Below are 25521 nucleotides of genomic sequence, written 5' to 3'. Positions count from 1 at the left end.
TAACGCGCCTTTGCCGCGGCGGGCCAGCCTCATCTGTTCACATGGCGCGCGAAGCGGATTCGATCAATTGTCATATTACTGCAACTGACGAGTCGCCCCGCTCATGGCATTGTCATGAAACAATTCGTCGTACCAATCCTCCAAGAGCGAGAGCGACCTCCCGTGTTCAAAGCAATTTTCCCGGCGCTCACCGCCGTGGCCCTGGTGGCGGGCCTCGCCCAACCGGCCTCCGCTGGCACGATCGAGACCATCAAGCAGCGCGGCCAGCTGGTTTGCGGCGTCAATACCGGCAACCCGGGCTTCGCGCAGCCCGACAGCAAGGGCGTCTATAGCGGCTTCGAGGTCGATCAGTGCCGCGCCGTTGCGGCCGCGATCACCGGCAAGGCCGACAACGTCAAATACGTGCCGCTCACCTCGCAGAACCGCTTCACGGCGCTCCAGTCGGGCGAGATCGATATGCTGGCGCGCAGCGCTACCTGGTCCTTGACCCGGGAGTCGACGCTCAACCTCGCCTTCCCGGTCGTGACCTTCTATGACGGCCAGGCCTTCATGGTGTCGAAGAAGCTCGGCGTCAAAAGCGCCAAGGAGCTGAAGGGCGCCACGGTCTGCGCGCTCACCGGCTCGACCTCGGAGCTGAACCTCGCCGACTTCAGCCGGGCCAACAAGCTCGACATCAAGCCGGTGAGCTACGACAGCCTGGACGGCGCGCGCGACGCGTTCCTGGGCGGCCGCTGCGACGCCTACACGACCGACATGTCGGGCCTCGCCGCAACGCGCGCCGCGATCAACAATCCGGACGACTACGTGATCCTGCCGGAAGTGATCTCCAAGGAGCCGATCAGCGTCGCCGTGCGCCAGGACGACCCGGCGTTCCTCCACGCCGTGCGCTGGACCATGTATGCCATGATCGAGGCCGAGGAGCTCGGCATCACGGCCGCGACCGTCGACCAGCACATGAAGGACGAGAACCCGGAGACGAAGCGCCTCCTGGGCGCCACGCCCGGCCTCGGCACCTCCATGGGCCTGACCGACAGCTGGGCCGCCGATGTGATCCGCCAGGTCGGCAACTACGGCGAGAGCTTCGACCGCAACGTCGGCCCGAAGACCGCTCTCGGCCTGCAGCGCGGCATCAACGAGCTCTGGAGCAAGGGCGGCCTGCTCTACGCCCCGCCGTTCCGGTAAGACACCCGTTCCGGTAAGAGAACAAGGCCGGCGGTTCGCACCTCCCGCGAACTGCCGGTTGCGCCAGTTCCAGGGCGACATCGCCCATCGGCGGCGCGAATTTGCGTGCGCATCGCCGGACCGCCATGCTACCCACCACCCTGAGGTGATCTGGCGCCGCCCGACGCGCGCTCTCCGTCCGGCTTGAACATTCCCCTGCCCGTCGCCTCGCGAATGTTCCCAGCCACGACCATGGAGACCAATCTTGTCGCGTGCCGTCCGCCTGCTGCTGCCGGCGTTCCTTCTGCTGCTGCCCTCAGCTGCCGCGACCGCGGCCGATCTCGAAGGAGCCAAGGACAGCCCCGTCCTGGGCCGGTTCGCGGGGTCGGAGATCAAGAGCTACAAGCAAGCGGCCTATGACGAGGCCGAGCTGCCGAACGCGCCGATCACCGACAATTCGCCGAAGCTGATGACGGTCGAAGGCAAGATTACCCGCATCGGCTATACGATCGACGGCAGCCATTCGGTGCTCGAGGTTGCGCGCAACTACGAACAAGCGCTCGCCGCCGGCAAGTTCGAGACGGTCTTCGCCTGCAAGGGCAAGGAGTGCGGCGACCAATTCAGTAGTGTCGTCGTCAATTCCGGACGGGTGATGCCGGTCACCTTCCCGAGCTCGTTCATCGACGATCGCCAGCGCGCTTACCTGGCCAAGCGGACCGGGCCGGACGGCGACACCTGGGCGTTCGTTTATGTGATGGACGACACGGATTCCAACAAGATCAACAACATCTATCTCGAGATCGTCGAGCCGAAGCCGATGAACGGCAGCCAGGTGACGGTGCTGGACGCGAAATCGCTCGAGAGCGCGCTCGACAGCCAGGGCAAGGTCGCGCTCTACGGCATCTATTTCGATACGGACAAGGCCGACGTGAAGCCGGAGTCGAAGCCTGAGCTCGGCGAAATGGCCAAGCTCCTGACCGGCAACCCGAAGCTCACGGTCTATGTCGTCGGCCATACCGACAACGAGGGGCAGTTCGCCCATAACCTCGAGCTGTCGCAGCGCCGCGCCGATGCGATCGTGAAGGCGCTGACGACGGAGTACAAGGTGCCGGCGGCCCAGCTGACCGCCAAGGCGGTCGCCTCGCTGGCGCCGGTTGCGAGCAACGCCGACGAGGCGGGCCGCGCCAAGAACCGGCGGGTCGAACTGGTGGTGCAATAGCCGGCAGTTACGCCGGCCGCCGGTCCATCACCAGCCGGACCGCGAGGCCGGCCAGGACGCTCGCCATGACCCAGCGCTGCAGCTTGAGCCAGCTTGGCCGCGTCGCGAACCAGCGCGCGAGCGTGCCGGCGGCGAACACGATCGCAAGATTGACCGTGAAGCTGACCGCGATCTGCGTCAGGCCCAGGAGGACGCCCTGCGCCAGCACATGGCCCTTCGTCGGGTCGATGAATTGCGGCAGCAGCGAGAGATAGAGGATCGCGATCTTCGGGTTGAGCAGGTTGGTCAAGAATCCCATGGCGAACAGCCGCCCGGGCCCGTCGACCTTGAGGTCGCGCCGCGGCTCCAGCACCGAGCGAGCGCCGGGCTTGATCGCGTTCCAGGCAAGCCACAGGAGATAGAGCGCGCCCGCCCATTGCAGCACGCCATAGGCGAACGGCACCGCGAACAGCAGGGCGGTGACGCCCAGCGCCGCCGAGATCATGTAGACGACGAAGCCAAGCACCACGCCCAACAGTGAAATGAACCCGGCCAGGCGCCCCTGCATGATCGAACGGGTCAGGAGATAGATCATGTTGGGCCCGGGCGTGCAGACCATGCCGAGGGCGACCAGCGCGAACCCGGCCAGCGCGGCGGAAGCGATCATCGGCAACCTCTTTCCTTGCAGCGATGGACGGAGGCTGCCCGAGACTATTTGCCGCCACAATGCGAATATTGTCCGGGCGACAATTATTTGGAGAAGCAGCATGGCGTTCGCGATCAAGGTCGAGATCCGCGATCCGCAGTCGGAGACGTTCGCCTTCACCGCGCAGAAGACGATGTATGGCGGCAAGCATATCGCCGAAGGCGACAAGGTCTTCATGTTCGCGAGCGAGAACGACGGCGGCCAAGGCCTCGTCGCGCACGGCGTCGTCACCGCCACCGAGGCGACCCCCAGGCTGCCCGGTATCGCCCGGCAAACGCCGCGCGTCAGCATCACCGTCAGGCGCACCGCGCTCGCCAAGCGGCCGCTCGGACGGCGCGAGCTCAAGCCTTTCAACGCTTGGAACGACGGCCGACCCGAGACCGAGCTCAACTTCAAATTCTATCGCCAGGCAACCAACAAGATCGTCGGCCTCTCGGACGAGACGGCCGCGTTCCTCGGCGAGTTCTTCTAGCGCCCTGCCCTACTGCAGCGTATGCCGCTCCGGCCGCTCGAGCGCGGCGTGGGCCGGCCAGGCGGGGCCGCCGCCAGCTTGCCGTCGGTCGCGGCCGCGTCGATCGCGATCTCGCGTCACACCTTCTCGGCTTCTCGAAAGTTCGTGCTTCGAGTGAGGTCCTCCCATGTGTCGAGGTCCCGCCGCAGGTCGACAAGCTTCTGTCGGACGAGATCGAGGGCATCCCCGCCGATCACGAGGTGCAGCGGAGGATTATCGGCTTCCAGCGCGGTGATGATCGCCTTGCTGCCGAGCACCGGATCCCCCTGCTGTTTACCGTGTCCGGCGAGCACATTGTCGCGGGCCTTGCCGGCCGTATCCGCATAGGCAGGAAGCCGGACTCCGGACTGCCTCATGGACGAACCCCGGAAGTCGGTTCGAAAGGCGCCTGGCTCAACGACCGTAACGCCGAGGCCGAAGGGAGCGACCTCCTTGGCGAGCGTTTCGGACAGACCCTCCACCGCGAATTTCGCCATATGGTAGAAGCCGACAGCCGGAAAGGTCGTGAGACCGCCGACCGAGCTGATGTTGACGATGTGGCCGCGCCTACGCTCGCGCATGCCCGGCAAGACAGCCTTGATCATGTTCCAGGTGCCGAAGATGTTGGTCTCGAACATCGCGCGGACGTCGGCATCCTCGCCTTCCTCGATGGCACCGACATATCCATACCCCGCATTGTTGACGAGCACGTCGACCGCGCCGAATCGTGCTTCGGCCACTTCGATCACGGCGACCGCCTGATTGGGTTTGGTGACGTCGAGCGCTACAGGGAGGGCGGCGTCGCCATATTCCGTGACGAGGCCGCCGACGGCGGACGGGTCCCGAGCCGTCACGACGACGCGATAACCCGACTTCAAGGCCTGCTGAGCGAGCGCTCGGCCCAAGCCTTTCGAACATCCGGTGATGAGCCAGACAGCGTCCGTTCCAATCATTGTTCACCCCTTCATCCTTAGAGCCAGGTGCCGCTCGGCCGGCCCAGAGCGGCCAGACCCGCACCTTGACTCCAAGGTAGGGAAAGCCATCCTTCTCATCATGTTGGATAAATAGGATGGAGCATGCGAACTGATCGAACGATGTCGAGGGGCAGCCTCGATGATCTGTCGGCCTTCGCCACTGTCGCACGGACACGAAGTTTCACGCGGGCAGCGACCGAACTCGGGCTCTCCAATTCGATGCTCAGCTACACGATCAAGCGGCTGGAGAAGCGTCTTGGCATGGCGCTGCTGCAGCGAACCAGCCGCAGCGTTGCCCCCACGGAAGCGGGCGAGAAGCTGCTGCTGACGCTGGAACCGGCCCTCGACGCCATCGATGAGACCTTAAGCGAGCTCGATCACGACCGTGATCGCGTCTCGGGCACACTTCGCATCACGGCCACCCGGCAGGCCTACGAGGCTGTCGTCCGCCCGATGCTCGGAGAGTTTTGTGCCACGCATCCGGAAGCAACGGTCGAAGTCATCATCGACTATGGCTTTCGCGATATCGTCTCCGACCGGTTCGACGCAGGCATTCGGCTGGGGGAAAAGTTACAACAGGATATGATTGCGCTCCGGGTCGGGCCGGAACTCAGAATGGCGGTCGTCGCCTCGCCGGACTATCTCGCACAGCACCCTGTTCCCGCCGTGCCGCAGGATCTTCAGGCGCACCGGTGCATCAACTATCGGATGGTGACGGCGAACAGCATCTATTCCTGGGAATTCGAGAAGGACGGGAGACAGCTGGAGGTAGGACTTTCCGGGCCGCTAACCTTCAATGAGCCTGATCTCATGCTTCAGGCTGCGATTGACGGCCTCGGTGTTGCCTATGTGCTCGAAAACGAGGCCGCGCAGCACGTCGACTGCGGGCACCTGGTCAGGATGCTCGATGACTGGACTGCGCCCTTTCCCGGTTTCTTCCTGTATTACCCCTCGCGCCATCAAGTCTCGCCGGTGTTCGCTGCCTTTCTGGCCCTGCTGCGAGCGCGGCGCGGCAGAAGCTTTGCACGCTGAGGCATGAACAGCTGCCAGAGCCTCCTTCCGCAGACACAATTCAAGCCGAGCTTGCGCAGCGCGAGAATCGTCTGCCTCGAAATTCCCGATCGCTACGAATTCATGGACCCGACTTGGTGGCGCTGCGACGCACAAAGGTCGTGCGGTATCTTTGAGCATCCCACCCCCCCCTACTGCAGCGTATGCCGCTCCGGCCGCCTCATCGCGGGGGCGGCCGGCTCCGGCAAGGCGCCGCTCGCTTGCAGGCTCAGGTACCGCATGCAGCTGACACGCAGGAACGAGGCGAGGTTCGGCACCTCGCCCCGGTGCTCCATCAGCTCGTCATAGAGCTTCGCGATCAGCTGGTTCGTCGTCATGCCGTCGCGCGCGGCGATCTGGGCCAGCACGTCCCAGAACAGGTTTTCCAGGCGCAGGCTCGTCACGACGCCATGGATGCGGACCGAGCGCGAGCGGGCCTCGTAGAGGATCGGGTCGGCCTTGACGTAGATCTCGCACATCGGTCCGGCGTCCTTTGGTTCAGAGTGTGATCTCAGTGCCCAGCACTTTGAGGAACTGGCCGATCCAGGCCGGATGGGCCGGCCAGGCCGGCGCCGTCACGAGCTTGCCGTCGGTCACCGCCGCGTCGATCGCGATCTCGGCATAGCGCCCGCCGGCGAGCTCGACCTCGGGCCGGCAGGCCGGATAGGCCGAGACCGCGCGCCCCTCGATGACTTTGGCGGCCGCCAGGATCTGCGCGCCGTGGCAGATGGCCGCGACCGGCTTGTCGGCACGCATGAATTCCTTCACCAGGCGAACGAGCTTCTCGTCGAGCCGGAGATATTCCGGCGCCCGGCCGCCCGGGATGACGAGCGCGTCGTAGGCCGCGGCCTCGACCGAGGCGAAATCGGCATTGAGCGCGAAGTCATGGCCGCGCTTCTCGCTGTAGGTCTGCGCGCCTTCGAAATCATGGATCGCGGTCGCGACCTTGTCGCCCGGCTTCTTGCCCGGGCAGACGGCGTGAACCTGATGGCCGACGGCGGCCAGCGCCTGGAAGGGCACCATCACCTCGTAGTCTTCGACATAGTCGCCGACCAGGAACAGGATCTTTGCAGGTTCGCCGGGTTTTCTCAGGCTGGCCATGGGTTTTTCCTCTCTGGAGCGCGCCGCATCGAGCGTCGTGTGGGTATCCGTGTGGCCGTTCGGGCTCGATCGGTCGAGCAGGATGCTCGCACAGATCGGCGGCCAGCGGGTAGCAGCCGGCTATTGCGGTGTGTCGCTCGGACAAGGGTGTGACGAGGCCGGATAGGAAAATGGTGCGGCCGTGAATCGACCGAATGGGAGCGCTTCGTCGCCGAACTGCAGGTACGCGTGCCACCGCACGAGTTTCGTGGCTGGCACCAGCCTCTGACCTGGCTTGATCTCCGCGACGGGATCGGGAGTGGAGCCGCGGACCGGCTCCTCCCCGCTTCGAATATTCAGATCACGGTCAGGCGCCGATTTTTGCGTGGGTCTGGATCTTCTTCTGCAGCAGGCCGAAGTCTGCGAGGTTCGAGACGTCCTCCGGCAGATCCAATTCATGGAGCTTCTGGCCCGGGCCGGCGCGCAGCCCGCCCATCGGCTGGCTCCCGCCGCCGGTCTTCCGGACGCTGGCCTCGCTCAGATGGCCGTGGCCGATGACGGCGATTTTGCCGTCGGCGCCCGTGATAACGGTGACCTTGCTCATGATAGGCCTCCGCCGTTCAGGTTGTGGAAACAGGGCTGCGGCCCGTTGTTGTGGAAATTGACGAAGTAGGTCACATGACCATCGTCTTCGCGGCGGTCGCCCTCGGCGGTGGTGACCATCTGCCCGTCGGGGGTCTTGCAATTTGCCATTGCATATTGCGCGCCGCGATCATCGTAAAACGTATACCACCAGTAGACGTCATTGCCCGGAGCGACCCAAGTTGGGTTCAGAAAATTATTGAACGACATATCGATTCTCCATTTCTGGGGCCAATTTGTGCGCAGGCAGGTGTGCCTGCAATCGATATATTGCTTATAATCGATCATTAATGCTTGTGAACACGCTCACATGAACAGTAAGTATTTTGTTTACATTATCGATTATATTATTGTGAAGCACATACTTAAAGCTTATTGCTGCGTCGTGCCATTCAAGTACGACTACAAATGGTTGTATTTCCGAATGAAACTGGCCCAAAGGAACGAGTTGCACATGCGCGAGAGGCGGATGCTCACAAGGATCAAGGTGCCGCGGGTAACAGCGGTCTGTTGCGGGCGGGGTTGAGCCCCGCCCGCGTCCGTATCAGCTCTTCAGGCTCGCCAGCACGTCCTGGCCGGGTGCCACGCGGCCGCCCAGGTAATGGCCGAAGAACTGCTCCATCGCCCGGTAGAAGTCGAAGCGGTTCTCCTCGTTGTGGAAGCCGTGACCCTCGTTGTCCTTGACCATGTAGGGCACGTCGACGCCGCGGGCCCTGAGCGCCTTCACCATCTGGTCGGACTCGTTCTTGTTGACGCGCGGGTCGTGCAAGCCCTGCGCGACCAGGAGCGGCGTCTTGATCTTGTCGGCGCTGTTGATCGGCGACTGCGATTCAAGCTTCGCCTTCTGCGCCGGATCCTCCGGATTGCCGACCATCTCGTAGAGCATCTTGCGGCCCTGCTCCCAATAGGGCGGCAGCGTGTTCATGAAGGTGAGCAGGTTGGCGACGCCGACATAGTCGACGGCAGCGGCATAGAGGTCGGGCGTGAAGGTGACGCCGGCGAGCGTCGCATAGCCGCCGTAGGAGCCGCCGTAGATGCCGAGGCGCTTCGGATCGGCAATGCCGCGCTTCACCATCTCGTTGGCGCCGTCGGTCAGGTCGTCCTGCATGGTGCGGCCCCACTGGCCGAAGCCCGCTTCCCAGAACTTGCGACCGTAGCCGGTCGAGCCGCGATAGTTGACCTGCAGCACGGCATAGCCGCGGTTCGCCAGGAACTGCACCTCCGGATCGAAGCCCCAGCTGTCGCGCACCCATGGCCCGCCGTGCGGGTTGACGATGAGCGGCAGGTTCTTGGCCTCGACGCCGGCCGGCAGCGTCAGATAGGCGTGGATCGTCAGGCCATCGCGCGACTGGTAGGTGACGGGCGTCATCTCGGCCATCTGGTTCTGGTCGAGCCAGGGCGTCACCGACGCCAGATGGTCGAGCTGCTTGGTCTTGCCGTCATAGAGGTAATAGTCGCCGCGCGTGCGGTCGCCCCAGGTCTTGACCAGCCAGACCTTCTCGTCGAGGTCGGTGCCGGCGACCGCGACGTTGACGCCCGGCAGCTTCGCCTCGAGATCCTTCTGCAGCTGCTCGCGCTGGTCGTCGAAGAACACGTAATGCTGCTTGTCGGTCTCGTAGACCGCACCCGTCAGCTTCTTGCGCGCGTCAGACGCGATGGCGCCGTCGACGTCGACCTCCGGGTTCTCGTAGATCACCTTCAGTTCCTTGCCGGTCGCCGGATCGAGCTCGACCAGCGCCTGCTTGTCGCGCCCGATGTTCGAGGTCGCGACCAGGTTCTTGTTGTCATAGGTGAACTGCTGCGGGCTCACCTGCTCGCGGAAGTTCGTCGTGATGACCGTCTTGAACTTCGACTTCGCGTCAGGCCGGTAAAGGATCTTGGCATTGACACCGTCGGTCACGGTCTCGACCCGGATGATGCCGTTGTGGTCGGTGACGTAGCCGGAGACGTCGCCCGGGTTCTTGATGAGCAGGGTCGCCTTGCCGGTCTCGACGTCGACGCGGAACACGTCGAACACCTTGGCGTCGCGATGGTTGTGCTGGATCAGGATGTGGCGCCGGTCGTTGCGCGGCACATCGACCACGTCCGCCTTCACCTTGTCCCACGGCGTCAGGTTGATGATGCCGGTGCCGTCGCGCTTGATCGAGAACAGCTTGAAATTCTCGTCGCCGGCCGTGTCCTGGCCATAGACGAGGCGGTCGTCGGTCGTCCAGGTGAAGGAGCGGATGTCGCGGTCCTGGTCATTGGTGATGCGCACCGGCTCGCCGCCGCCGATCTTCTTGACCCAGACGTTCAAGCGATTGTTCCAGGGTGCCAGGTAGGCGAGATACTCGCCGTGCGGCGACAGCTGATAGCCGGCCGACTGCGGGTTCTTGAAGAAGTCCTTCACGTCGATGAGCGGCGGCAGGTCAGCCCTGGCCGGCGCCGGCACGATTGCGGCGCCCACGGCCAAGGCCGCAGCCCCGAGAGCGGAAAGACGAAGCGATTTCTGCACGAGTGATCCTCCTGGTGGTCCCGTGACGGAGCCCTGAAGGACGAAGCTAGTGCGCGAAAAGCCGCGGACAAGTTAAATCGGCGTTAGGTCAAGTCATATTCTTTCGTCATTCCCGCGAGAGGCGGGGGATGACCGAGAGAGGCGAGCCATCTTGCTCCGCCCGCTCGAACCTCTTAGAGACAAACGATCGCCGAACCCGAAGGAGTGCCCGCCCCATGAAGAACGCCATCGTGCTGGTCAGCGGGGGCCTGGATTCGGCCACCGTCGCGGCGATCGCCAAATCCCAGGGCTTCGAGGTCCATGCGCTGTCGTTCGACTACGGCCAGCGGCACAAGATCGAGCTCGACGCGGCGCGGCGCGTGGTGGCCTCGCTCGGCATCCGGCATCACGCGGTCACGGCCATCGACCTTCGCCAGTTCGGCGGCTCGGCGCTGACGGCCGACATCGTCGTGCCGAAGGATCGCGACCTCTCGTCCGCGCACGACATCCCGGTGACCTATGTGCCGGCGCGCAACACGATCTTCCTGTCCTTCGCGTTGGCCTATGCCGAGGTCGTGGGGGCGGAAGATGTCTTCATCGGCGTCAATGCGCTCGATTATTCAGGCTATCCCGACTGCCGGCCGGAATTCATCGCCGCGTTCGAGACGCTCGCCAATCTTGCGACCAAGGCCGGCGTCGAGGGCAAGCAGCACTTGAAGATCCACGCGCCGCTGATGCAGCTCGACAAGGCAGCGATCATCCGGCGCGGCACCGAGCTCGGCGTCGATTACGCCCTGACGCTGAGCTGCTACGATCCGCAACCGCCCAACATCGCCTGCGGCACCTGCGATTCCTGCCAGCTGCGCGCCAAGGGCTTCGCCGAGGCCGGCATTCCAGACCCGACCATCTATCGCCCGACTGCCTAACGACAAGCTTGACGCCTCGCCGGCCAGGCGACAGGTTTGACCAAACGAACGTTTGAATCAGAACGTCAACCTGGGAGGGTACGGCCGATGGACCTGAAATATTCCGAGGAGGAGCGCGCGTTCGCCGAGGAAGTGCGCGCCTTCGTCCGGGCCGAGCTCGACCCGGCGGTGCGCGACCGGGTGCTGAACCACAAGCGCTTGAGCAAGGAGGATTACCTCTCCTGGCACCGCAAGCTCGCCCAGCGCGGCTGGGTCGCCCCCAACTGGCCCAAGGAACATGGCGGCTGCGGCTGGAACGCGGTCTATCGCTTTATCCATGAAGAGGTGATGGCCGAGGAAGGTGCGCCGCCGATCGTCGCCTTCGGCATCAGCATGATCGGCCCGGTGCTGATCGCCTTCGGCAACGACGCCCAGAAGCGGCATTACCTGCCGCGCATTCTCTCGGGCGAGGACTGGTGGTGCCAAGGCTTCTCGGAGCCGGGCTCCGGCTCCGACCTCGCCTCGCTCCGCACCAAGGCCGTGCTCGACGGCGACCATTGGGTCGTGAACGGGCAGAAGACCTGGACCACCCTCGCCCAGCACGCCAACCTGATCTTCTGCCTCGTGCGCACCGACCCGACCGTGAAGAAGCAGGAGGGCATTTCGATGCTGCTGATCGACATGGCGACGCCGGGCATCACGGTCAGGCCGATCATCACCATCGACGGCGAGCACGAGGTGAACGAGGTCTTCTTCGATGACGTGCGCGTGCCGAAGGAGAACATCGTCGGCGAGCCCGGCAAGGGCTGGACCTATGCCAAGTTCCTGCTGTCGCACGAGCGCTCCGGCATCGCGCGCGTCGGCCAGTCCAAGCGCGAGCTGAAGCGCTTGAAGGCCATCGCTGCGGCCGAAGAGGTCGACGGCGTGCCGCTGATCGAGACCAAGGCGTTCCGCGAGAAGCTGGCGGCGCTCGAGATCGAGCTGATGGCGCTCGAGCTCACCAACCTGCGCATGATCGCGGCCGAAAAGAGCGGCCAGGCGCCGGGCGCCGAAGCCAACATGCTGAAGATCAAGGGCTCCGAGGTGCAGCAGGGCCTGACCGAGCTGATGATGGAGGCGGTCGGCCCCTACGCGCTCCCCTTCAACCCGGAAGCGCTCGAGCCCGGCTGGAACGGCGAGCCGATCGGCCCGGACTATGCGGCGCCGCTCGCCGGCACCTACTTCAACTATCGCAAGGTCTCGATCTACGGCGGCTCGAACGAGATCCAGCGCAACATCCTGAGCAAGTCGCTCTTGGGCCTTTGAGAGGAGCGACCCGATCATGGATTTCACGCTGAGCGAGACCCAGCGCATGCTGGCCGAGACGACCGACCGGCTGATGCGCGAGCGCTACGGCTTCGAGGAGCGCAAGAAGATCCTGGCCGGCCCGGACGGTTTCTCCCGCGCGCTCTGGGCGACCTTCGCCGAGCTGGGCGTGACCGGCCTCGGCATCGACGAGGAATATGGCGGCCTCAACGGCACCATGGGCGACCTCGCCGTGGTGGCGGAGGCATTCGGCCGCGCGCTCGTGGTCGAGCCCTACATGCCGACGATCGTGCTCGGCGCCGGTACGCTCAGCCTGGCCGGCAGCGACGCCCAGCGCACGGAGCTGCTGCCGCAGGTCGCGGCCGGCGACCTGTTCCTGGCGCTGGCCCACGGCGAACCCAAGTCGCGCTACACGCTCTGCCATGTCGACACACGCGCCGAGCCCGACGGCGCCGACCATCTGCTGACCGGCGCCAAGGCCGTGGTGCTGGGCGGCGACGCCGCCGACCAGTTCCTGGTCTCGGCCCGCACCGCCGGAACCGCGACCGACCCGCATGGCATTTCGCTGTTCCTGGTGCCGAAGAATGCGCCGGGCCTGACCATCCGCGCCTATCCGAACATCGACGGCACGCGCGCGGCGGACTTGCGGCTTGACCGGGTTCGCGTGCCGGCCTCGGCCCGGATCGGCGAGCCGGGCCAGGCGCTGCCGATCGTGGCCCATGCGGTCGACCGCGCCATTGCCTATCTGTGCGCCGAGGCAGTCGGCGCCATGCAGGCGCTGAACGCGCTGACGCTCGACTATCTCAAGACCCGGACCCAGTTCGGCGTGCCGATCGGCTCGTTCCAGGTGCTGCAGCACCGCATGGTCGACATGGAAGTGGCACTCGAGCAGGCCCGCTCCATGGCGATCCTGGCGGCCGACCGGGCGGACGACCCGCATCCGCACGAGCGCAGCCGCGCGGTCTCGGCTGCCAAAGTGCAGATCGGCCGCTCGGGCCGCCTCATCGGCCAGTCCGCGGTGCAGATGCACGGCGGCATCGGCATTACCGAGGAATATGCCGGCGGCCATTACTTCAAGCGCCTGACCTTGATCGACCGCACCTTCGGCGACGCCGACCATCACCTGGCCCGCTTCGCCGCTGCGAACTGACCGTCTGGTCCTCTGACCGCTACCCGCGCATGGTAGCGGTCAGGCTTGCTCATCGCCCTCTCCGTCTGCTTCCAGTTTCCGGCGGAGCGCCGTCATGACGCGGTGCGTCGTCGCTATCTCCTCGATCTGAAGCCCGTCCGCGAGCCTGTTGATCCATGGGGCCTGCAGGCGCATGGCGGCGTCGAACGTCAGTTTCCCCTTGTCCGTCAGCACGACGAGCTGCGCCCTCCGGTGATGCGGGTTGGTCGCAAAGGCAATGAGCCCGCCCCTCTCCAGATCGTTGACGATACGCTGGACGTTCTGGCGGTTGGCCCCCATGTCGCGCGCGAGCCACGCGACCGGTTGCGGCCGATCCGACGCAGCAATGGTGCCGAGCACCTGCCAGCGGGCGCTCGTCAGGCCCAGGCCGGCGACCAGCCTGTCCCCCGCCGTGAGAATTCGGCTGTTGAGCCTGAACAGATCGAGCATGAGATCGGTCAAGGCAGTCCCGGCTGACGTTCGTGCGGCCTCTCGCATTTGTCACCATAGAATTACATTGACATCATGATGTCAAATTGACATGACTCTATAATATCAAAATGACATCATGCAACCATATCGTACGGAGCCCGCCATGCCACTCATGCGCCCCCTGGACCCAGCGTTTCCGATCGAACGTCAGATCGCGCTCGAAGCCACCGCGATCGTGCTGGTGAATGTTTTCACGCTGGATAGGGCCGACGAAGAGACGTTCCTCCGGGCCTGGCAGAACGATGCGGACTTCATGAAGCGGCAGCCGGGCTTCATCTCGACCCAGCTGCATCGCGCGATCGGCGATAGCCCGACTTACCTGAACTATGCCGTCTGGGAATCGACCGCCGACTTCCGGGCCGCCTTCGGGCATCCGGAATTCAGGGCCAAGCTCTCCACCTATCCCGCCTCGGCCGTCGCCTCTCCGCACCTGTTCCAGAAGGTGGCCGTGCCGGGCATCTGCGTCGCGTAGCGGCGGCCAATCGGTATCCCCTCAAGCAAAAACGGGCGGCCCTGGTGAGGACCGCCCGTTTCGTTTGCGGCGGATGACCGGCGTCAGCTCTGCTGCATCTGCCAGGTGCCGTCCGGCTGGCGGCAGGCGGTGCCGTAGGCCTGCTGGCTCTGGCCGCCGATCACGACCGTCTGCTGGAACTCGCGGCAATATTGCCCGGGGTTCGGCTGATACGTGCGGACTGGCACGACCGTACCGTAGTGGCCGTTGTCCGGGTTGCGCCACTGCACCGGCTGGTTGGTCGGCGCGCTCTCGAGCGCGTTCTGCGTCGACTGGTTGAGCGCCGCCTGGTCGGCGCGATCGAGCGAGGCGCCGACCGAGCCGCCCAACAGGCCGCCCAGGACCACGCCCAGCGCCGTCGTCGCGAGCTTGCCCGAGCCGTGGCCCAGCTGCGAGCCGGCGAGGCCGCCGAGGCCCGCGCCGACCAGCGCGCCGCCAGTCGTCTTGTTCAGGCCAACTTCACCCGGCGGGGCATAGCCCTGCTGGCCCTGCTGGGCACAGGCGGCCAAGGTGACCACACAGAGCGCGCTGATGAGAACCTTGCGCATCCAATCCTCTCCATTTCGGCCGCCGGCCCGATCGGCGGGACGGCGGAAATCCCGCTCGGACGGCGCACGGCACCGGATCCGATCCGCGGGGAAAATCAATCCCGATTATGGCGGCTTTAGGGCGTGCGTCAAAGGGGCTCGCACCCGGCCACGTCGTCTGCCCGATCACGTGTGCACGCATCAGATGCGCGTAAAGACCGCAACCCGATCCCTCGCATCCGCCGGCCGGGCAGTTTATCTCATTCCCCATCCGATCTCGTTCGTCCCGGCCCGGAGCCGCCGCAATGCCCTATCTCGACACCGTGGTTCGTCCCGGCACCATGACCGCGCTGCTGCGCGGCTTCCGCCGGTGCTGCCCGCAATGCGGGCGCGGCGCGCTGTTCAAGCCCGGCTGGCGCAACATCCTGAAGCTCGCCGACGCCTGCCCGCATTGCGGCGAACGGTTCGAGGGCATCCGGGCCGACGATGCGCCCGCCTATTTCACCATCCTCGTCGTCGGTCACATTGTCGTGCCGCTCATGCTCGTGGCCGAGCAGCACGACATGTCGACGCCCCTGGCGATCTCCCTATTCCTGCCGCTGACCCTGGTGCTGACCGCCGTCCTGCTGCCGACCATCAAGGGCGCCATTGCCGCCGTCATGTGGTCGTTCGGCCTGCGCAACCAGGACACGCCGACCGAGCCGTAAGGTATCGACGACCTCGATCTTCGCCGGCGGGCGAAGATCAGTTGCAGGCGCCCTGTCGCAGCAGCTCGAAATTAGGCCGGTTCGGACAGAAGGCCGGGGCGGCGCTGACGGCATCCGCTCGCAGCCATTTCTCGCATATCTTGGCGGCCGAGCAGTGCCGACACACCCGATCCATGTCGCGGATCAGCGCCAGGTCGCAAGTCTCGGCCAGCGCCTCGACGCCCAGCTGCCGCTGCATCGCCTGCAGCCGGCGGGCCCAGCCCCGCACCGGCCGTTCGAGGACGGCGAGATCGCTCGGCGACAGCCCGCAATCGGCCAACACCTGATCCAGCTGCCCAAGATCGGCAAGCAGCGCCAATTCGTGCCGGAGCGTCTGACGCGCCCGCGCTTCCAGGACAGCTGCCGTCGCTCGCCGCTTCAGCCTCGCTGCAAGGGCGAGAATGCTTGATCCTCCCACCGGCGTTCCCGCCACTCGTCCCGCGCCGCCCATGCTCGTCACTCCTACAGGATACTTCGAGCAATGCTGCGGCCGTCGCCCATGTCGCGTCTTTGCGCTGGGTCAATTCGCGTGGGATGGCCGCCGGTACGATATTGAAGTTGGTCGCCATCGGCGTCATGAGCGTGCCGCAGAAGCGCGACAGCATGCCGATCGAGCCGGCTTATCGATCTGGCATCCATTGGTGTGCGTGGATGAACCGGGCGTAGATCGTCCGAGCCTGGGCGGCATCGGCGGTGATCTGCTGCTTCAGTTCGTCGAAGCTCGCGAATTTGCGTTCGGGCCTGAGATAATCGATGAGCGCCACGCGCAGATGCGCGCCGTAGAGGTCGCCCGAGAAATCGAACAGGTGTACTTCGAGCCGGAGATCGGTGCCGCCGACCGTCGGCCGCGTGCCGATGTTGGCGACGGCACCGTACCAATCCGTCTGGTGCTCGTGCTCGATGCCGGCCCGGACCGCGTAGACGCCGGCCGCCGGCCGGAGATATTCGCCCAGCATCAGGTTCGCAGTCGGAAAGCCGATCGTGCGGCCGCGCTGGTCGCCGTGCTCGACCCGGCCGTCGATCTCCCAGAACCGGCCGAGGAGCCGCGCCGCGTCGGCCGGCCGGCCGGCCATCAGATGCTCGCGCACGCGGGTCGACGAGATCACCTCGGTCTCGGCATCGGCGGTCCCGGCATCGGCGACCGGTTCGATCACCTTGACGCCGAATCCATGCCGCGCGCCCATTTCCTGCAAGAATGCCACGGTGCCGGCACGGCCGCGGCCGAACACAAAGTCGTAGCCCACGACGACATGGCGGACACGAAGAGCGCCGACCAGGATCTCGGTCACGAAATTCTCGGCCGAGCGCTGGGCGAACTCCATGTCGAAATGCAGGCTGAACAGCAGGTCGGCGCCGAGCGCCTCGAGCTCGCGCGCCTTGACCCTAAGCGGCGTCAGGCGAAAGGGCGGATCGTCCGGACGAAACACCTGGCGCGGGTGCGGCTCGAAGCTCAGGACACCGTGCGGTGCGCCGAGTTCGCGCGCGATCGCCCCCGCCGCAGCGATCACCGTGCCGTGACCACGATGCACGCCATCGAAGTTGCCGAGAGCCAGCACGGCACCGGTCGCGTCGGCTGGGAGGGGGGCATAATGCCGGAAAAGACGCATGGCAACAGAGGAGGTAGCCTGAAGCGCTCCGCCGATCAAGCCATTGGGCCTTGCGGATTGCTCGCTTCCGTCCTGGCGCGCGTGGCTGTAGTGTCCGGGCCGACAATCGTTCCCCATTTTCCCGACGAGTGAATCCTTGGACGCTCAAAGCACACCGCCGCTGCGCGACGCCTGGTATTACGCGCTTCCGAGCGAGCGCCTGAAAAAAGGCGACATGGTGCCGAAGAACCTGCTGGGCGAGCCGGTCATCATCGGCCGCGACAAGGAAGGCAAGGCCTTCGCGCTCGTCGACATCTGCCCGCACCGCGGCATCCCCTTGCGCTTTGGCAAGTTCGACGGCTGCGAGATCGAGTGCTGCTACCACGGCTGGCGCTTCGCGCCGTCGGGCGTCTGCACCGACATTCCGACGCTCATCGACGAGCAGAAGCCGGAGCTGACCAAGGTCAAGGTGCGTTCCTACCCCGTGCAGGAGGTGCAGGGCGGCATCTGGATCTTCTTTGGCGACAAGCCCGAGACGGCGCCGCCGGTGCCGGTGCTGCCGGGGCTCGAGGGCCATGAGCCCAAGATGGTCGTCACCATGATGTTCGACGGCAGCATCGACCATTCGGTCGTGGGCCTGGTCGACCCGGCGCACGCGACCTTTATCCACAAGGCCTGGTTCTGGCGCTCGCCCAAGTCGATCCGCAACAAGGCGAAGAAGTTCGCGCCCTCCCCATTCGGCTTCACCATGGTGCGCCATCCGCCCTCGGCCAACTCGCGCGCGTACAAGCTCCTGAACTTCTTGCTCGGCAAGCCCGAGGGCACGGAAATCGTGTTCCAGCTGCCGGGCGTGCGCTACGAGCACATCCGGGTCGGCGGCCATATCATGTGCCACCTGACGACGCTCACGCCGATCACCGAGTTCGAGACCGAGATCAATCACTCGGTGTTCTGGACGGCGCCGATCCTGACCCTGCTGCGCCCGCTGTTCTGGCCGTTCGCCCGCACCTTCCTCCGCCAAGACCGCGACGTCATCTCGCAGCAGCAGGAAGGCTTGAAGCACAACCCGCAGCTTCTGCTGCTGGGCGACCCCGACGTGCAGGCGCGCTGGTACTTCCGCCTGAAGAACGAGTTCGTCCGCGCCCAGGAGGAAAACCGGCCGTTCGTGAACCCGATCAAGGAACGCACGCTGCAGTGGCGGAGCTGACGGCGCCCGATCGAAGTCCGGGCAACGCCGTACCATCCCGAAGACCATGACGGCGCTCCGCAGGTGAAGTCTGCTCGAACGCGAGCCGATCCCGATCCGATGCGCAACGCGGCCAACTTCATCCAGGGCAATTTCACCCGGGGCGGCGGCGCCATTCCGCCGACCCATACACAAAATTCAATCCCATAAAATTATTTACACAAAACCTTAATATTTTTCACAATTCTTACGCGAACAATGAGTTGACTTAAATATTAGATCCAGCAGATATTGGAAAATAGTCCAGCGAAGCACATCCTAAGCACGATCCCGTCGGGAGCACACTGCCATGGGTATGGTTCGTCGCGACTTCCTGCGGGGCGCTGCGCTCGGCACGCTGCTCGCTGCACTCCCCCCTGGCGCGCGGATCGCTCTCGGCGCCACGACCGGCACCAAGGATGCATTGCTGTTTGTCATCCTGCGCGGCGGCATGGACGGCCTCAACCTGCTCGCGCCGGTTGACGACGCGAACCTCAACGCGGCCCGGCCGAAAACGCTGTTGCCGGCAACGGGTTTCCCACTCGCGAACGGCCTGACGAAGCAGGACTGGCGCCTGCATCCGTCCGCGCCCGAGCTCCAGGCGCTCTATCAGGCGGGTCATCTGGCACTTGTGCCTGCATCGGGCACGCCGGCCGCCTCGCGCTCGCATTTCGAGATGCAGCAGCTCGCCGAATGCGGCGTCACCGATCTTAACATTACCAGTCAGTTCGGCGGCTGGGTCGGGCGCTATGCCAATGCGACGGCGGTAGAGGGCACGTTTGCGGCCATGGCGTGCGGCGAGGCGACCTTGCCCTTGTCGATCAGCGACGACCTGTCGGCGCTCTGCATCGCGAACGCGGCCAGCTTCGCTGTCAGCAGTGCCCAAAAGCTCGCCTTCCTCGAGCAGGAGTACGGCGCCGCGGCAATCACCGCCCGCGGCTTGGCCGGTGCCCTCGCCCGCCAGGCGATGGCCGGGGTCAATGCGGTGCAGCGTTTCGAGACGATCAACAGCGGCTATGTGCGGCCGGCCACCTACGGCACCGACACGCTGGCGACAGGGCTCGCAATCGCGGCCGAGCTGATGAAGCAGGGTGCGGGCCTGCAACTGGGCGTGTTCGAATATGACAACTGGGACACGCACGTAAACCAGGAAGCCCGGTTCGCCCCTGCGGTCGCCATCCTCTCGCAGGCCTTGGGCGCTTTCTGGAACGATATCAACAGCACCACGACGGCCGGCGTCACGCTGATCGTCATGAGCGAGTTCGGCCGCCGCATCGTCTCCAACGCCAGCGGCGGCACCGATCATGGCCACGGCAACGTGATGCTGGTCTTGAGCAATGCCGTCGCCGGCGGCCGGATGTACGGGGCCTGGCCGGGCTTGGCACCCGCCGAGACCGACCTCGGCGACGTGGCGATCACGACCGACGCCCGCCAGGTCATCCTCGAAGCCATCACCGCCCGGCGCCACGATGCACCGGCCAACCTATTCCCCGGGCTGCAGGTGCAGCGCCCGCTGAACCTGTTCGCGGCGCATTAGAGGAGCCCGCCATGACGATGCCTTCGGTGGCCCTCGCCTACAACCGGCTGACGTTCGGCGCCAAACATGGCGATCCGGCCGCCCCGACCCCGCTCACGCTCAACGCTTGGCTGAGCGCGCAATTGACCGAGGCCGCGACCGACACGCCAGCGGTGACGGAGTCCTTGGTCAACGTGCGCCTGAAGTTCGTCGGCCAGGATCCGACGACCGGTGATCCGCTGCCGCCGCAGATGTTGCCGCTCACTTGGCTCAACGCCGACGAAGCGGCGCTCTGGGCGAATTTCAGGACGGCGGGCAAGGATTACGCGCAGACGCAGCGACCGGGCGCCGAGATCCAGGCCGCTTCCTACATCCGCGCGGCCCAGTCGCCGAACCAGCTCGCTGAGCAGATGGTCGAGTTCTGGCACAGCCATTTCAACGTTCAGGTCAATTCGTCCGAGCAGGCCGGCTCGACCTACCCGGCCTTCGACGCCGTGCTCCGCGCCAACGCACTCGGCAATTTCCGCAGTATGCTCGGCGCCGTCGCGAAATCGGCGGCGATGATGTTCTACCTCAATCAAGTGCAGTCGACCGGCAAGGCGCCGAACGAGAATTACGCCCGCGAGGTCATGGAGCTCCATACGCTCGGCATTCAGCGCTATCTCGGGCTCACGACGCCGCCAAACGAGGTGGGCACCGGCTATTCCGACACCGACGTGAAGCAGGGCGCGCTCATCCTCTCGGGCTGGACCATCGACTACGAGACCGGCGCCTTCGTGTTCAGGGCGGGCGAACATGCGTCCGGCGCCAAGGTCTATCTGGGCCACACCATCCCGGCGTCGGGCCAGGCCGAAGGCGAGCTGCTGTTCGATATCCCGGCGAACCACCCCGGCACCGCCAACACGATCGCCACCAAGCTCTACAAGCGCTTCGTCGGTGACACGCCGCCGGCGAACAGCGCCGCCGTCGCCGCCATGTCTCAGGCCTTCCTCGCCAATCTCCAGGCGCCCAATCAGATCGCTCTCGTGCTGCAGGCGCTGATCCTGTCGCCGGAGTTCGCGGCGTCGAGCGGGGCCAAGTTCAAGACGCCGTTCGAATTCGTCGTATCGCTGCTCCGCGTCGCCGGTCTGCCGATCAATCCCACGGCGACGCTGAATTTTCTGCTGAGCCAGATGGGCGATCCCCGCTTCGCCTGGGTGCCGCCGAACGGCAGGCCAGACGTTTCGGGACCGTGGATGAGCAACGGCTCCCTGCTCGAGCGTTGGCGCGCCGCGGAAACGATCATGGGCGTCGCCGCAGAGATCCTGCCGGGCGATTTGACCGGGATCTTCGATGTCCTGCAGCGCGTGCGGCCGGGCGGGCCGATCGAGCTCACGAATGCCGCACAAGCGGTCGACCGTGTCGTCGACGTCATGATCCCGAACGCCGGCCAGACGACGCGGGCCGCCCTCCTCGCCTTCGCCAGCACGCCGGAGATTCTGGGCACGCCTGGCACATTCACCAACGCGACCAGGCTGCGCGTGGCGCTGGGCCGGCTCGTCGCGACGGCGGCCGCGACCTCGGAGTTCCAGTTCCGCGGCTGACCGGTCGGCTACCCGCCGGCCCTACTCTTCCGTTGCAGCCGGCGGCTCCTGATCCTCCGGGATGCCGGCGAAATGGCGATAGATCGCCATCGCGCGGTTCTCGAACGAGCCGATATGGGGGCCGAACAAGCCCGTCAACCCGAGATGGGTCCCGCCGACCGCCCAGTAACCCCAGTCGTCGTTGCCGAGCCGCCGGAAGAAATAGACCGAATTGAGGTCACCGGGCGCGAACAGGCGGATGAACAGGAAATTGATGCTGCTGACGTTGGTGACCGAGACGGAGAACCCGTCCGGCCCGTTCGTCAACACATGCAGGCGATAGACAATGTCTTCGCGCCCGCGATTCTCCCGCTGCAGAAAATAGAGGTCGCGCCCGGGCACGAATTCGCCCGGCGCAAAATCCGGGCGGGCCTGCCGCGTTTCGGGATCGGTTACCGCCGCCGACCGTTCGAGCAGCACCTGCCAGCGCTCGTCGCTGATCGACCAGTATTTGAGGCCGGTCATGCTGGAAAACCGGCCGAAACCGGCCAGCACGGCCTCGACCCCGCCCGGATGCCGGAACCGGCCGGCCATGGCCAGCATGATCGAGAAGTCGAAATCGGGCCAGCCAAGGCAGGCCGGCACCGGGGCCGTGCGATCGAGCGCGTCGCCGCGCCAGACCGCGAAATTGGGCGGCGCACCGTCCGCCGGCAACGCGGGCAACGCTGCGAGCCGTGCACACGGCGGCACCGGCACGCTGGCGGCCGCGGCCGCCGTGCTCCATCCGAGTCCTATCGACAGGAGCGCCGCGGAGAGGCGTCGGGCGGCTAAGATCATTGCGAGCGGCTCTCCGTCCGGCGAAGGGCGCCGCACCGTGCCGCCTCCGGCCGGTGCGGCTTGTTCGGACCCAGAGGGCCACTCCTTAGTGATGCTAGGGACTGAGCCGCAACGTCAAGATCGCGCCGCTAGCGCTTGGCAAATTGACGAAACTCAGTGGTGCCCGCCGCCCTCGCTCGGCTGCTCGCCCTTGCCGCGGCGGACGAGGGCCGCGATCTCGCCGACCACGCCCTTGCGGAAGGTGAGCACGCAGACCACGAAGATCGCGCCCTGGATCACGGTCACCCACGAGCCGAACTCGGCAAGATAATTCTCCATGGTGACCAGGATGAAGGCGCCGACCACAGGGCCGAACACGGTGCCAACACCGCCCACGAGCGTCATCAGCACGACCTGGCCCGACATGCGCCAGTCGACATCGGTCAAGGAGGCGAGCTGGAACACGATCGCCTTGGTCGAGCCCGCGAGGCCGGCGAGCGCTGCCGACAGCGTGAAGGCCAGGAGCTTGTACTGGTCGACCCGGTATCCCAGCGAGATCGCCCTGGGTTCGTTCTCGCGAATCGCCTTCAGCACCTGGCCGAACGGCGAATGGATCGTCCGGTAGATGAGCCAGAAGGCGAGCACGCAGATCGCCAGCACGAAGTAGTACATGCTGTAGGTGTCGCCGAGGTCGAGGAAGCCCAGGAAATGGCCGCGCGGCACGGCCTGGATGCCGTCCTCGCCATGAGTGAACTTCGCCTCGAGCGCCACGAAGTAGAGCATCTGCGACAGCGCCAACGTGACCATGGCGAAATAGATGCCCTGGCGGCGGATGGCGAGCCAGCCGAACACGACGCCGAGCAACGCTGCGAACGCCGTGCCCGCAATGATGCCGAGTTCGGGCGGGAAGCCCCAGACCTTGACCGTGTGGGCCGCGATATAGGCGGCACCGCCGAAGAAGGCGGCATGGCCGAACGACAGCAGGCCGCCGTATCCCAGCAGCAGGTTGAACGCGGCGGCGAACAGAGCGAAGCACAGCGCCTTCATGAGGAAGATCGGGTAGAGCCCGAACGGTGCCACGAGCGCCAGGACAAAGAGCGCTGCAACGCCCACCTTTGCCAGGTTGCCGTTGCTGCCGGGCGCCACCGCCGCCGAGGGAATATGCACGCTGCTCATCACGCCGCCTTCCCGAACAGACCGGCGGGCTTGACCAGCAGCACGATCGCCATGACGACGAAGATCACGGTGTTGGACGCCTCCGGGTAGAAAACCTTGGTCATGCCTTCGATGATGCCGAGCCCGAAGCCGCTGATGACGGCGCCGACGATCGAGCCCATGCCGCCGATCACGACGACGGCGAACACGACGATGATGATGTCGGAGCCCATGAGCGGGCTCACGTGATAAATCGGCGCCGCCAGCACCCCCGCCATGGCGGCGAGTGCCACGCCGAAGCCGTAGGTCAGCGTGATCATGCGCGGCACGTTGATGCCGAACGCTTGCACCAGCTTCGGGTTCTCGGTCGCCGCGCGCAGGTAGGAGCCGAGCTTGGTGCGCTCGATCGCGAACCAGGTGCCGAAGCAGATGATGAGCGAAGCGACGACGACCCAGCCGCGGTAGGTCGGCAGGAACATGAAGCCCAGGTTATTGCCGCCCTTCAGCAGGTCCGGCACCGCGTCATAGGCTTGGCCGGACACGCCGTAGTAGTTGCGGAACAGGCCCTCGATGATAAGCGCCAGGCCGAAGGTGAGCAGCAGCCCGTAGAGATGGTCGAGCTTGTAGATCCGGTGGAGGAAGGTTTTCTCCAGGATCACGCCGAACGCGCCGATCAGGAGCGGGCTCAGGATCAGCGCCGGCCAGTAGCCGATGCCGAGATGATCGAGCATCAGCCACGCCGCAAACGCGCCCATCATGTAGAGCGCGCCGTGAGCGAAGTTGATGATGTTGAGAAGGCCGAAGATGACGGCGAGCCCAAGGCTCAGCATGGCGTAGAAGGCGCCGTTGATCAGTCCCAGCAGCAACTGGCCGAACAGCACCTGTGGCGGAATGCCAAGCAATGGAATCACGTACATGGATCGAACGTCCTACCTCGGCGGTCTGCAGGCGGGAGCCGCCTACGAGAGCGGCTCCCGAACTCGGGTCAATCAGCCCTTGACCAGCGGGCAGCCACCGTCGGCGAGCGGCCGGGTCACTTCCGCTGCCGGGATCTGCCGGATCAGCTTGTAATAGTCCCACGCCCCCTTCGATTCCTCGGGCTTCTTGACCTCGAACAGGTACATGTCGCGCACGGCCTTGCCGTCCTTGCGCAGTTGGCCGTTCTTGGTCATGAAGTCGTTGATCGGGTTGGCCTGCATCGCGGCCATCACCTTGTCGCTGTCGGTAGAGCCGGTCGCCTTCACCGCCTCGAGATAATGCTTGGCCGCCCCGTAGAGGCCGGCCTGCACCATCGTCGGCTCCTTCTTGTTACGCTCGAAGAAGCGCTTCGAGAAGGCGCGCGTCTCGTCGTTCAGGTCCCAGTAGAACGATTCGGTCAGTTCCAGGCCCTGGGCGGTTTTCAGGCCGAGCGAATTGACGTCGGACAGGAACACGAGCAGGCCGGCGAGCTTCTGGCCGCCAGACGTGATGCCGAACTCGGCCGCCTGCTTGATCGAGGTGACCGTGTCGCCGCCGGCATTGGCGAGGCCGATGATCTTGGCCTTGGACGATTGCGCCTGCAGCAGGAAGGACGAGAAGTCCGGCGACCCCAGCGGGGTGCGCACTTCGCCTAGCACCTTGCCGCCGTTCGCCTGGACGACCGCGGCCGTGTCGCGCTCCAGCGCCTGGCCGAAGGCATAGTCGGCGGTCAGGAAGAACCAGCTGTCGCCGCCCGACTTGGTGACGGCAGCACCGGTTCCCTTCGCCAGGCCGTAGGTGTCGTAGGTCCAATGCACGCCGGTCGGCGAGCACTTGGCGCCGGTCAGGTCCGACGAGGCGGGGCCGGAGAACATGACGATCTTGTGCTTCTCACGCGCCACTTCCTGGACTGCGAGCGCCACACCCGAGTTCGGCACGTCGAAGATCGCGTCGACATGATCCTGGTCGTACCATTGCCGCGCGATCGAGGTGCCGACGTCGGGCTTGTTCTGGTGGTCGGCCGAGACGACCTCGATCTTGTTGCCGTTGATGGCGCCGCCGGCGTCTTCGACCGCCATGCGCACCGCGTCGACGCCGCCGGGGCCGGACAGGTCGGTGTAGACACCCGACTGGTCGTTCAGCACGCCCAGCTTGATCGTCTCTGCCGAAGCCGTCATCGCGAAGCCGGATGCAAGTGCGGTCGCCGCGAGCAGCGCGGAAATTCCCTGAAGACGCATGCTTGTCTCTCCCCCTAAAAACCGCTGATTTCTGTTTT

Annotated in this window: 27 protein-coding genes and 1 pseudogene; 12 read left to right on the top strand and 16 right to left on the bottom strand. The window is 65.3% G+C overall.

What is annotated here, in order from left to right:
- Positions 1-162: 162 nt before the first annotated feature.
- Complete coding sequence (locus tag IEY58_RS16520) at positions 163-1182, top strand: amino acid ABC transporter substrate-binding protein (RefSeq protein ID WP_229743764.1); 1020 nt, start codon at positions 163-165, stop codon at positions 1180-1182.
- Positions 1183-1426: 244 nt separating this feature from the next.
- A complete protein-coding gene (locus IEY58_RS16515; protein WP_189047709.1) occupies positions 1427-2380 on the top strand; it encodes an OmpA family protein in 954 nt (317 codons plus the stop codon).
- Positions 2381-2387: 7 nt separating this feature from the next.
- Here IEY58_RS16515 and IEY58_RS16510 read toward each other — a convergent pair whose 3' ends face one another.
- A complete protein-coding gene (locus IEY58_RS16510; RefSeq protein ID WP_189047707.1) occupies positions 2388-3026 on the bottom strand; it encodes a LysE family translocator in 639 nt (212 codons plus the stop codon).
- Between the two features lie 100 nt (positions 3027-3126).
- Between IEY58_RS16510 and IEY58_RS16505 the strand changes: the two genes are divergently transcribed.
- Positions 3127-3537 (top strand): hypothetical protein, encoded by a 411-nt coding sequence (locus tag IEY58_RS16505; RefSeq protein WP_189047705.1) that lies wholly within the window; start codon positions 3127-3129, stop codon positions 3535-3537.
- Between the two features lie 116 nt (positions 3538-3653).
- Here IEY58_RS16505 and IEY58_RS16500 read toward each other — a convergent pair whose 3' ends face one another.
- Positions 3654-4508 carry an oxidoreductase gene (locus IEY58_RS16500; protein WP_189047703.1) on the bottom strand — a complete coding sequence of 285 codons (855 nt, stop codon included), beginning with the start codon at positions 4506-4508 and terminating at the stop codon, positions 3654-3656.
- Positions 4509-4631: 123 nt separating this feature from the next.
- Here IEY58_RS16500 and IEY58_RS16495 point away from each other — a divergent pair, with 123 nt between their 5' ends.
- Complete coding sequence (locus tag IEY58_RS16495) at positions 4632-5561, top strand: LysR family transcriptional regulator (RefSeq protein ID WP_229743763.1); 930 nt, start codon at positions 4632-4634, stop codon at positions 5559-5561.
- A 170-nt stretch (positions 5562-5731) separates the two neighbouring features.
- Here IEY58_RS16495 and IEY58_RS16490 read toward each other — a convergent pair whose 3' ends face one another.
- The 5 genes from IEY58_RS16490 to IEY58_RS16470 form a co-directional block, all read right to left on the bottom strand.
- On the bottom strand, positions 5732-6058 hold the full coding sequence (locus tag IEY58_RS16490; protein WP_189047701.1) for a ribbon-helix-helix domain-containing protein: 327 nt from the start codon (positions 6056-6058) through the stop codon (positions 5732-5734).
- A gap of 19 nt (positions 6059-6077) precedes the next feature.
- Entirely contained in the window at positions 6078-6680 is a 603-nt protein-coding gene (locus IEY58_RS16485; RefSeq protein WP_189047699.1) for a DJ-1/PfpI family protein, read from the bottom strand.
- Between the two features lie 346 nt (positions 6681-7026).
- On the bottom strand, positions 7027-7263 hold the full coding sequence (locus IEY58_RS16480; protein WP_189047697.1) for a hypothetical protein: 237 nt from the start codon (positions 7261-7263) through the stop codon (positions 7027-7029).
- Positions 7260-7511, bottom strand: coding sequence for a hypothetical protein (locus IEY58_RS16475; RefSeq protein ID WP_189047696.1), 252 nt, complete (start codon positions 7509-7511; stop codon positions 7260-7262). The genes IEY58_RS16480 and IEY58_RS16475 overlap by 4 nt, the downstream gene beginning before the upstream one ends.
- Positions 7512-7845: 334 nt before the next feature.
- Positions 7846-9795 (bottom strand): S9 family peptidase, encoded by a 1950-nt coding sequence (locus IEY58_RS16470; protein WP_229743762.1) that lies wholly within the window; start codon positions 9793-9795, stop codon positions 7846-7848.
- Positions 9796-10010: 215 nt separating this feature from the next.
- Here IEY58_RS16470 and queC point away from each other — a divergent pair, with 215 nt between their 5' ends.
- The 3 genes from queC to IEY58_RS16455 all read left to right on the top strand — a co-directional run bounded on the left by queC (position 10011) and on the right by IEY58_RS16455 (position 13134).
- Positions 10011-10700 carry a 7-cyano-7-deazaguanine synthase QueC gene (queC, locus tag IEY58_RS16465; protein WP_189047694.1) on the top strand — a complete coding sequence of 230 codons (690 nt, stop codon included), beginning with the start codon at positions 10011-10013 and terminating at the stop codon, positions 10698-10700.
- Positions 10701-10787: 87 nt separating this feature from the next.
- Positions 10788-11984 (top strand): acyl-CoA dehydrogenase family protein, encoded by a 1197-nt coding sequence (locus IEY58_RS16460; RefSeq protein ID WP_189047692.1) that lies wholly within the window; start codon positions 10788-10790, stop codon positions 11982-11984.
- Between the two features lie 16 nt (positions 11985-12000).
- Positions 12001-13134: an acyl-CoA dehydrogenase family protein gene (locus IEY58_RS16455; protein WP_189047690.1), complete on the top strand. Its 1134-nt coding sequence runs from the start codon at positions 12001-12003 to the stop codon at positions 13132-13134.
- A 39-nt stretch (positions 13135-13173) separates the two neighbouring features.
- Here the strand turns inward: IEY58_RS16455 and IEY58_RS16450 are convergent, their stop codons facing one another.
- Complete coding sequence (locus IEY58_RS16450; protein ID WP_229743761.1) at positions 13174-13614, bottom strand: MarR family winged helix-turn-helix transcriptional regulator; 441 nt, start codon at positions 13612-13614, stop codon at positions 13174-13176.
- A gap of 133 nt (positions 13615-13747) precedes the next feature.
- Here IEY58_RS16450 and IEY58_RS16445 point away from each other — a divergent pair, with 133 nt between their 5' ends.
- Positions 13748-14116, top strand: coding sequence for an antibiotic biosynthesis monooxygenase family protein (locus IEY58_RS16445; RefSeq protein WP_189047686.1), 369 nt, complete (start codon positions 13748-13750; stop codon positions 14114-14116).
- Positions 14117-14199: 83 nt separating this feature from the next.
- On the opposite strand, the gene IEY58_RS16440 is transcribed toward IEY58_RS16445, so the two are convergent.
- On the bottom strand, positions 14200-14703 hold the full coding sequence (locus tag IEY58_RS16440) for an RT0821/Lpp0805 family surface protein (protein ID WP_189047684.1): 504 nt from the start codon (positions 14701-14703) through the stop codon (positions 14200-14202).
- A gap of 284 nt (positions 14704-14987) precedes the next feature.
- Between IEY58_RS16440 and IEY58_RS16435 the strand changes: the two genes are divergently transcribed.
- Positions 14988-15389: a DUF983 domain-containing protein gene (locus IEY58_RS16435; protein ID WP_189047682.1), complete on the top strand. Its 402-nt coding sequence runs from the start codon at positions 14988-14990 to the stop codon at positions 15387-15389.
- 37 nt (positions 15390-15426) lie between these two features.
- Here the strand turns inward: IEY58_RS16435 and IEY58_RS16430 are convergent, their stop codons facing one another.
- The 3 genes and pseudogenes from IEY58_RS16430 to IEY58_RS16420 form a co-directional block, all read right to left on the bottom strand.
- Positions 15427-15879 carry a DUF6455 family protein gene (locus tag IEY58_RS16430; RefSeq protein ID WP_189047680.1) on the bottom strand — a complete coding sequence of 151 codons (453 nt, stop codon included), beginning with the start codon at positions 15877-15879 and terminating at the stop codon, positions 15427-15429.
- Positions 15880-15973: 94 nt separating this feature from the next.
- Positions 15974-16033: pseudogene (locus IEY58_RS34650) on the bottom strand (5-oxoproline transporter, DUF979 family subunit); the annotation flags it as partial.
- A gap of 15 nt (positions 16034-16048) precedes the next feature.
- Entirely contained in the window at positions 16049-17035 is a 987-nt protein-coding gene (locus tag IEY58_RS16420; RefSeq protein ID WP_189047678.1) for a bifunctional riboflavin kinase/FAD synthetase, read from the bottom strand.
- 136 nt (positions 17036-17171) lie between these two features.
- Here IEY58_RS16420 and IEY58_RS16415 point away from each other — a divergent pair, with 136 nt between their 5' ends.
- The 3 genes from IEY58_RS16415 to IEY58_RS16405 all read left to right on the top strand — a co-directional run bounded on the left by IEY58_RS16415 (position 17172) and on the right by IEY58_RS16405 (position 21338).
- Entirely contained in the window at positions 17172-18221 is a 1050-nt protein-coding gene (locus tag IEY58_RS16415; RefSeq protein ID WP_229743760.1) for an aromatic ring-hydroxylating oxygenase subunit alpha, read from the top strand.
- 328 nt (positions 18222-18549) lie between these two features.
- Positions 18550-19776, top strand: coding sequence for a DUF1501 domain-containing protein (locus IEY58_RS16410; RefSeq protein WP_189047676.1), 1227 nt, complete (start codon positions 18550-18552; stop codon positions 19774-19776).
- Between the two features lie 11 nt (positions 19777-19787).
- Positions 19788-21338, top strand: coding sequence for a DUF1800 domain-containing protein (locus tag IEY58_RS16405; RefSeq protein WP_189047674.1), 1551 nt, complete (start codon positions 19788-19790; stop codon positions 21336-21338).
- A gap of 21 nt (positions 21339-21359) precedes the next feature.
- Here IEY58_RS16405 and IEY58_RS16400 read toward each other — a convergent pair whose 3' ends face one another.
- From IEY58_RS16400 to IEY58_RS16385, 4 genes are all read right to left on the bottom strand, one after another.
- On the bottom strand, positions 21360-22154 hold the full coding sequence (locus IEY58_RS16400) for a DUF6675 family protein (protein WP_189047672.1): 795 nt from the start codon (positions 22152-22154) through the stop codon (positions 21360-21362).
- Between the two features lie 153 nt (positions 22155-22307).
- Entirely contained in the window at positions 22308-23309 is a 1002-nt protein-coding gene (locus IEY58_RS16395) for a branched-chain amino acid ABC transporter permease (RefSeq protein ID WP_189047670.1), read from the bottom strand.
- A complete protein-coding gene (locus tag IEY58_RS16390; RefSeq protein ID WP_189047942.1) occupies positions 23309-24199 on the bottom strand; it encodes a branched-chain amino acid ABC transporter permease in 891 nt (296 codons plus the stop codon). The genes IEY58_RS16395 and IEY58_RS16390 overlap by 1 nt, the downstream gene beginning before the upstream one ends.
- Before the next feature lie 78 nt (positions 24200-24277).
- Entirely contained in the window at positions 24278-25483 is a 1206-nt protein-coding gene (locus IEY58_RS16385) for an ABC transporter substrate-binding protein (RefSeq protein ID WP_189047668.1), read from the bottom strand.
- Positions 25484-25521 lie beyond the last annotated feature (38 nt).

Source organism: Aliidongia dinghuensis (genome assembly GCF_014643535.1).
Classification (GTDB): Bacteria; Pseudomonadota; Alphaproteobacteria; order ATCC43930; family CGMCC-115725; genus Aliidongia; species Aliidongia dinghuensis.
Note: the sequence above shows the minus strand (reverse complement) of the source record. Positions and strands in the feature narration are given on the sequence as shown.